The organism is Micromonospora sp. RP3T, from assembly GCF_003027925.1.
In the GTDB taxonomy this organism is placed as follows: domain Bacteria; phylum Actinomycetota; class Actinomycetes; order Mycobacteriales; family Micromonosporaceae; genus Micromonospora.
The window spans coordinates 1-5,588 of record NZ_PYPS01000072.1 but is presented as its reverse complement, the minus strand read 5'-3'; the positions used below and the strand labels follow the sequence as shown (position 1 = coordinate 5,588).

Annotated in this window: 5 protein-coding genes; 1 reads left to right on the top strand and 4 read right to left on the bottom strand. The window is 70.9% G+C overall.

Annotated elements, in window-relative coordinates; all coding sequences use genetic code 11:
* The 4 genes from C8054_RS31355 to C8054_RS31340 all read right to left on the bottom strand — a co-directional run.
* Nucleotides 1-463: ATP-binding cassette domain-containing protein (locus tag C8054_RS31355; RefSeq protein WP_146180019.1), on the bottom strand; the 463-nt coding region annotated here is incomplete at its 3' end.
* Between the two features lie 15 nt (nucleotides 464-478).
* A complete protein-coding gene (locus C8054_RS31350; RefSeq protein ID WP_107162768.1) occupies nucleotides 479-1,468 on the bottom strand; it encodes an ABC transporter permease in 990 nt (329 codons plus the stop codon).
* A gap of 58 nt (nucleotides 1,469-1,526) precedes the next feature.
* Nucleotides 1,527-3,272, bottom strand: coding sequence for an ABC transporter substrate-binding protein (locus C8054_RS31345; RefSeq protein WP_107162767.1), 1,746 nt, complete (start codon nucleotides 3,270-3,272; stop codon nucleotides 1,527-1,529).
* A gap of 60 nt (nucleotides 3,273-3,332) precedes the next feature.
* On the bottom strand, nucleotides 3,333-4,352 hold the full coding sequence (locus C8054_RS31340; protein WP_233220261.1) for an ABC transporter permease: 1,020 nt from the start codon (nucleotides 4,350-4,352) through the stop codon (nucleotides 3,333-3,335).
* Between the two features lie 397 nt (nucleotides 4,353-4,749).
* On the opposite strand from C8054_RS31340, the gene C8054_RS31335 reads away from it, so the two are divergent.
* Nucleotides 4,750-5,588: pentapeptide repeat-containing protein (locus tag C8054_RS31335; RefSeq protein WP_107162766.1), on the top strand; the 839-nt coding region annotated here is incomplete at its 3' end.

Here is a 5,588-nt window from a genome sequence, read left to right as displayed (position 1 = left end):
TCGCCGGCTGCGGAATGCCCACCCGGTCCAGCATGTCCACGGCCCGGCTGCGGGCCTCCCGCCGGCCGGCCCGGGGATGATGCACCCGGTACGCCTCCGCGATCTGCCGCCCCACCGAGTAGTACGGATGCAGCGCCGACAGCGGATCCTGGAAGATCATCGCCATGTCCCGGCCACGCAGCCGACGCACCTCCTCCTCGGGCAGGCCGACGAGCTGACGCCCGCCGACGGAGATCTCCCCGGTGACGGTCGCCCGCTTGGACGTGCTGTGCAGGCCCAGGATCGCCAACGACGTGACGCTCTTGCCGGAACCGGACTCCCCCACGATCCCGAGCGTGCGCCCCCGCTCCACCGCGAACGACACCCCGTCCACGGCCTTGACCACACCGTCCTCGGTGTCGAACCGCACCCGCAGATCCGTGACGCGCAGGTACGGGTCCCGCGGCATCCGATGCTCGACCATGTCGACTCCTCCCGCTCAGTTCAACCGGACGCGCGGATCGATCACCGCGTACAGCACGTCGACGACGATGTTGGCGACCACGATGAACACGGCTGCCAGCAGCACGGTCGCCATCACCACCGGCAGGTTGAGGAACTGCACCGCCTCCACGGTGGCCTTGCCGAGACCCTGGAGGCCGAAGATGGTCTCGGTGATGAAGGTGCCGCCGAGGCTGGTGCCGATGTCCAGCCCGGCGATGGTGACGATCGGGGTGATGGCCGCGCGTAAGGCGTGCCGGGTGTGCACCTGCCGCGCCGGCAGTCCCTTCGCCCGGGCGGTACGGACGAAGTCCTCGGACAGCGTCTCCAGCATCTGCGCGCGGGACAGGCGCGCGTAGAGCGCCGAGTTGAGGAAGCCCAACGTCATCCAGGGCAGGATCAGTCCGGCCGCCCAGCGGGCCGGGTTCTCGGTCAGCGGGGTGTAGCTGGGGAACGGCAGCAGCCCGGTGGAGTAGACGAGCAGGTAGAGCAGGATCAGGCCGAAGAAGTAGACCTGCATGGACGCCCCGGCGAGGGTGATGCCGATGGCGGCCCGGTCGAACGCGGTGCCGCGGCGCAGCGCCGACACCATGCCCAGCGAGATGCCGAGGGCCAGCCAGAGCACGGCGCCGCCAAGGACGATGCTGAACGTCACCGGGGCACGCTGGACGACGATCTCGGTGACCGGCTGGTTGTTGCGAAACGAGAAGCCCAGGCAGGGCGCCGGGCAGTCCTGCCGGAAGTCGCCCTCGCCGTAGGTGCGGCCGGCGAAGACGCCGTGGACGAAGTCGGCGTACTGGCGCGGCAGCGGCCGGTCGATGCCGAGCCGCTGTTCGACCTGGGCGATGTCCGCGGCGGTGCAGTTCTTGCCGCACATCACCTTCGCCGGGCTGCTCGGCACCGCGAAGAACAGACCGAAGGTGACCAGGCTGACGACGACCAGGGTAAGGACGGCGACGAGCAGTCGCCGGAGCACGAAACGGAGCACGGGAAACACCTCCCCCGGGTGGGGCGGGGGCGGCCGGTGTGGCCGCCCCCGCCGACGGTCACTGCTTCACGTGGATGCCGTTGAGCGAGATGATGCCGAACGCGTCGCTGAGGAAGGCGTTGCCGACCTTGGAGCCGTGCAGTTCGTAGGTGGCGTCGTAGTAGCAGGGCACGACCGGGGCGTACTCCTGCATGATGGTGCGGTCGAGGGCCATCCAGCCGGCGTCCTGTTCGGCGGCGGGCCGACTGCGGACCCGGTCGATCTCCGCGCCGATCGACGGCTCGTTCAGGTACGACAGGTTCTGGTTGCCTTCGGCCACGATCTCCCGGCCGTCGTAGACCGGCGGGATGATCGTCGAGCCGGACGGGAAGTCCGAGCCCCAGCCGCTGAGGTAGATGTCGTACGGGTTGTTCTTACGGCCGATCTCGTCGTAGTAGCTGCTGTTGTCGATCGGTTTCATCACGATGTCGAAGCCCATGTCGGTGAGGTTCTTGCGCAACGCCTCGGCCTGCTGGGTGCGCAACTCCAGGCTGGAGTGGGCGAGCACCAGCTTGGGACGCCTGCCGGCCAACAGCTCGGCGACCTTCGCCCGGTCGCCGGTGACCGGCGCGTTGAACAGGTCGTACTTCTGGAAGCCGGCGGTGGTCGGTGACATCAGCGTGGTGGCCGGGGAGCCGGCGGCCTGCCCGCCGAGCACCTTGAGCAGCGCGTCCTTGTCCACCGCGTAGTTGAGCGCCCGCCGCACGGCCAGGTCGGTGACCCGCTGGGTGTTGATGCTGAGCACCCAGGTGTACTGGGTGGGGCCTTTGACCACCCGGTCGGCGACGCCGGAGCCGGTGGTGCGGGGCAGCACGGACGGCGGCACGTCGGCCCAGCTCAGCGCCGTCTGGTCGGCGGGTCCGTCGGCGACCAGCCGTTCGGAGATCTGGGCCTGCTCCAGCCCGAACGTCACCCGGATCGCGTCCGGGTACGCGTTGCGGATCGGGTCGGTCGCCGCGTCCCAGTGCGGGTTGCGTTCCAGTTCCAGCGCCACGTCCCGCTGGTAGGACTTCACCCGGTACGGGCCGGACGAGAACGGCCGCAGGTCGTAGTTGGCCCGGGTGTCCTTGGCGGCCGGCACCGGCGCGCTGGTGGGCAGCGCGGCGGCGTACGGCAGGTCGCAGTGCGGCTGCGGGAACGTGAACCGGATCGTCCTGTCGTCGGGGGTCTCGACGCCGTCGGGCGTCGGCCGGCCCCCGTCGTACGGCCCCTGGTAGCTCGCGTTGTAGGTGCCGCCCGGGTAGAGCCACTGCTGGATGTAGTGGGGGCCCTCGTTGAGCGCCGGCGCGAACGACCGGGCGATGCCGTGGACGACGTCCTTGCTGGTCACCGCCGAGCCGTCCTCGTACTTCACGCCGTCGCGGAGGGTGAACTCCCAGACCTTGCAGTCGCCGTTGACGTCCTTGCCGGGGTTGGTCGCCAGGTCGCCGACGAGCAGCAGCTTGCCGCTGCCGTCCTCCTTGTAGCCGTTGAGCGCCCGGTAGAGCTGCCCGCCGGTCACCTGTTGCGTGTTGACGTAGTTGCGGGCCGGGTCGAGGTGTTCGAAGTCGGTCGGCTGCATGACGGTCAGCGTGCCGCCACGGGCGGCGCCGTCGACGGGTTTCGCCGGGCCCTGGTTGTCGGCGGCCCGGTAGGAGATCGAGCCGCTCTGGGTCTTCGTCTGCTGGTCCGCGCCGTCACCGCCGTCGGTGGTGGGGCTGCAACCGGCGGCGACCAGCGCCGCCACGGCGAGGACACCGGTCAGTGTCCGGGTTCGGGTACGCACGGAGTGCTCCCTTCCTGCCCGGCGGCCCCCGCCGGCCGGGCATGTGGTGGCCGGGTGGGACTACCGGGTGGAGCGGGGATCCAGCGAGTCGCGCAGCGCGTCACCGAGCAGGTTGAACGCCAGGACCAGCAGGAAGATCGTCAACCCGGGGAACAGGGTGTACCAGGGGTCGCTCGCGACGTAGCCGATGCTGTTGAAGATCATGCGGCCCAGGTCGGGCGTGGGTTCGGTGACGCCGATGTTGACGAAGGCCAGCGCCGCCTCGATGGCGATGAACTGGGGCACCATCAGCGAGACGGTGACCAGGATCGGCGCCCAGATGTTCGGCAGGAGCTGCCGCAGCAGGATGTGCCCGGTGCCGGCGCCGGCGGCGCGGGCCGCCTCGACGAACTCCCGCTCCCGCAGCGAGATCACCTGGCCGCGGACCAGCCGCGCGGTGTACGTCCAACTGAACAGCCCGAAGGTGGCGACGATCAGGGCCACCCGGAACGCCGGCGACGGGGACTCCCGGTCGGAGTAGAAGCGGTCCTGGAGGATCGGGATCACCGCGAGCGCGAAGATGAGGAACGGGAACGCCAGCGTGAGGTCGACCAGCCAGTTGACCACGCTGTCCAGCCAGCCCCGGGCCCAGCCGGCCAGCACCCCGACCGCGACCCCGATGACCGAGGCCAGCAGCGCCGAGGCGAACGCGACGAACAGTGACGTACGCAGCCCGTACACCAACTGCAGCGCGATGTCGCGGCCACTGCCGGGTTCCAGCCCGAGCCAATGGTCGGTGTTGATCCCGCCGGCATAGCCGATCGGCATTCCGAAATCGTTGAGCCGGTCGACGAACTTGTCCGTGGGGTCGATTCCGGTGAGGTGGCCCAGCAGCGGCGCGCCGAGCGCGACCACGGCGGCGACGGCCAGCGTCACGGCGCTGGCCCGGGCCGTGCGGTCCCGCTTCAGCCGCAGCCAGGCGAGCTGGTTGGGAGACCGGCCGACGATCTCCGGGTGACCGGCGACGGTTCCGGCCACCGGTTCCGGAGCGGCCGGGTCGACGGTTGTGGCCACCGGCGGCGGATGGGAAAGGTCGCTCATGAGGGTCCTCCCGGGGAGCCGAAAACGTCCCTGCCATCTGACGGTAAAGCGTCTGGGAACGGCGGAAAGAATCGTTACGGTAACGGCCGTTCCGGTTGTCGGACATCGACAACGATCTGGCGTACGGAATGCATCGGCGCAATAACGGCGCTATCCGGTTGTCAACCGTTCAGCCATTCGTGCCGCTGATTCTGCATTGCGTTGCCACGGATCACGGCCACGGTTGTCACCCGTTCAGCCATTCCGCGCCCCGGCCGGCGCCGGTGATGACCGGGGCGGTGCCCGCCGTCCGGTTCGCCGCCGCCACCGTCACGAGCACGAGGGGGCCGGTCCGGCCGGGTGGGGGTGGGCGGACAATGGGCGCGGGCGGAGCTGGGAATTCGGGGAGGGCGTGGCGATGACCGGCGGGTCGGACGTGGGTGTGGGTCGGGAGCTGCGGGCGGACTGCGCGCGCTGCGCCGGGGTCTGCTGCGTCGCGCCGGCGTTCGCCGCCTCGGCCGACTTCGCCGTCGACAAGCCGGCCGGGCAGCCCTGCCCGAACCTGCGCGCCGACTCCCGCTGCGGCATCCACTCCCAGCTGCGGGAACGCGGCTTCCCCGGGTGCACCGTGTTCGACTGTTTCGGCGCCGGCCAGCACCTCACCCAAGGCACGTTCGCCGGTCGCGACTGGCGGGCCGATCCGGTCACCGCGCGGCGGATGTTCGACACGTTCGCCGTGTTGCGGCCGTTGCACGAGCTGCTGTGGTACCTGACCGAGGCGGTGCGGATCACCCCGCCCGGCCCGCTGCGCGACGACCTGGTCGCGACGCTCGACGAGACGGACCGGCTCACCGACGGCACGCCCGACGACCTGCTCGCCGTCGACGTCGACGCCCACCGGGGCCGGGTCAACCGGCTGCTGTCGAGCGCCGGCGAGCGGGCCCGGGCCGGCCGCGCCGGCCCCGACCGGCGGGGCGCGACGCTGATCGGTGTCGACCTGAGACGCGCCGCGCTGGCCGGGGCGAACCTGCGCGGCGCCACGCTGATCGGCGCGGACCTGCGCGGCGTACGGCTCGGCGTCGCCGACCTGACCGGCGCCGACCTGCGCGGGGCGGATCTGCGCGGCACCGACCTGAGCGGGTGCCTGTTCCTGCACCAGTCCCAACTCGACGCCGCCCGCGGCGACCACCGCACGCTCCTGCCCGCCGGCCTGCACCGCCCCACCCACTGGTCCCCCACCCCGCTCCCCACCCCCAC